The organism is Microbacterium sp. zg.Y909 (assembly GCF_024626565.1).
The window spans coordinates 1-1,732 of record NZ_JANJFJ010000612.1 but is presented as its reverse complement, the minus strand read 5'-3'; the positions used below and the strand labels follow the sequence as shown (position 1 = coordinate 1,732).

The following is a 1,732-nucleotide window of genomic DNA, read 5'->3' as shown; positions in this document are numbered from 1 at the left end:
GCGAAGGTCACCGCGCAGTTCGAGAAGGGTCTCACCACCGACGCCGAGCGTCGTCAGGAGCTCATCAAGATCTGGACCGAGGCCACCGACGAGGTGCAGAAGGCCATGCGGGACAACTTCCCGGCCGACAACACCATCAACCGCATGGTCAGCTCCGGCGCCCGTGGTAACTGGCTGCAGATCCGCAACATCGCGGGTATGCGAGGCCTGGTGAACAACCCCAAGGGTGAGATCATCCCGCGCCCGATCATCTCCTCGTACCGCGAGGGTCTGTCGGTGGCGGAGTACTTCATCGCCACGCACGGTGCCCGCAAGGGTCTGGCCGACACCGCCCTGCGTACCGCCGACTCGGGTTACCTGACCCGACGCCTCGTGGACGTCTCGCAGGACGTCATCATCCGCGAGGAGGACTGCGGCACGAGCAAGGGCCTGGAGTTCACCATCGCGGCCCCCGGTGCCGACGGCACGCTGCGTCGCGACGAGAACGTGGAGAACTCCGTGTTCGCCCGTACCCTCGCCGCCGACGTGGTCGACGCCCAGGGCACGGTCGTCGCCTCTGCCGGTGACGACGTGGGTGACGTGCTCATCGACAAGCTGGTCGAGGCCGGCGTCGAGACCATCAAGGTCCGCTCGGTGCTCACCTGCGACTCCGCCGTCGGCGTCTGCGCGAACTGCTACGGCCGTTCGCTGGCCACCGGCAAGATCGTCGACATCGGCGAGGCGGTCGGCATCATCGCCGCCCAGTCGATCGGTGAGCCCGGCACGCAGCTGACGATGCGTACCTTCCACACCGGTGGTTCGGCCTCGGCCGACGACATCACGCAGGGTCTGCCCCGCGTGCAGGAGCTGTTCGAGGCGCGCACCCCCAAGGGTGCATCGCCGATCGCAGAGTCCGCCGGACGCATCACGATCGACGAGACGGACAAGGCCAAGAAGGTCATCCTGACGCCCGACAACGGCGACGAGCCGCACGTCTACCCCGTGCTCAAGCGCGCGACGCTGCTGGTCGAGGACGGCCAGCACGTCACGGTCGGCCAGCCCCTGCAGGTCGGCACGCTCGACCCCAAGGAGGTCATGCGTGTCATGGGCGCCCGCGAGGTGCAGAAGTACCTCGTCAACGGCGTGCAGGGCGTGTACCGCTCGCAGGGTGTGCCGATCCACGACAAGCACATCGAGGTCATCGTGCGCCAGATGCTGCGCAAGGTGACGGTCGTCGACCACGGTGAGACGACGCTGCTTCCGGGTGAGCTGGTGGACTTCAAGCGCTACCAGAACATGAACCGCGAAGCGGTCGCCGAGGGCAAGCGTCCCGCATCGGGTCGCCCCGAGCTGATGGGTATCACGAAGGCGTCGCTCGCGACCGAATCGTGGCTGTCGGCCGCATCGTTCCAGGAGACCACCCGCGTGCTCACGCAGGCGGCGATGGAGGGTCGCAGCGACCCCCTGGTCGGTCTCAAGGAGAACGTCATCATCGGAAAGCTCATCCCCGCCGGAACGGGACTTGCGAAGTACCGCAACGTCGCCGTCGAGGCGACGGAAGAGGCCAAGAGCGAGCGGTACCCCAACCGCATCTTCGCCTCGGACGGCACGTACAGCGATGCCGACCTGAGCTACGTCGATTTCGACAGCTTCTCGACGGACGACTTCACGCCCGGCACCTACAACTGATGCGGGTGGGGCCGCTTCGGCGGCCCCACCGCCCCGCGCAGTGACACCAAGCGCCCCCGGTTCA

General features: G+C 67.1%; 1 pseudogene. It reads left to right on the top strand.

The annotated features are described in order from the left end of the window. A pseudogene (locus tag NQ160_RS23415) lies at positions 1-1,668 on the top strand (DNA-directed RNA polymerase subunit beta'); the annotation flags it as partial. Positions 1,669-1,732 lie beyond the last annotated feature (64 nt).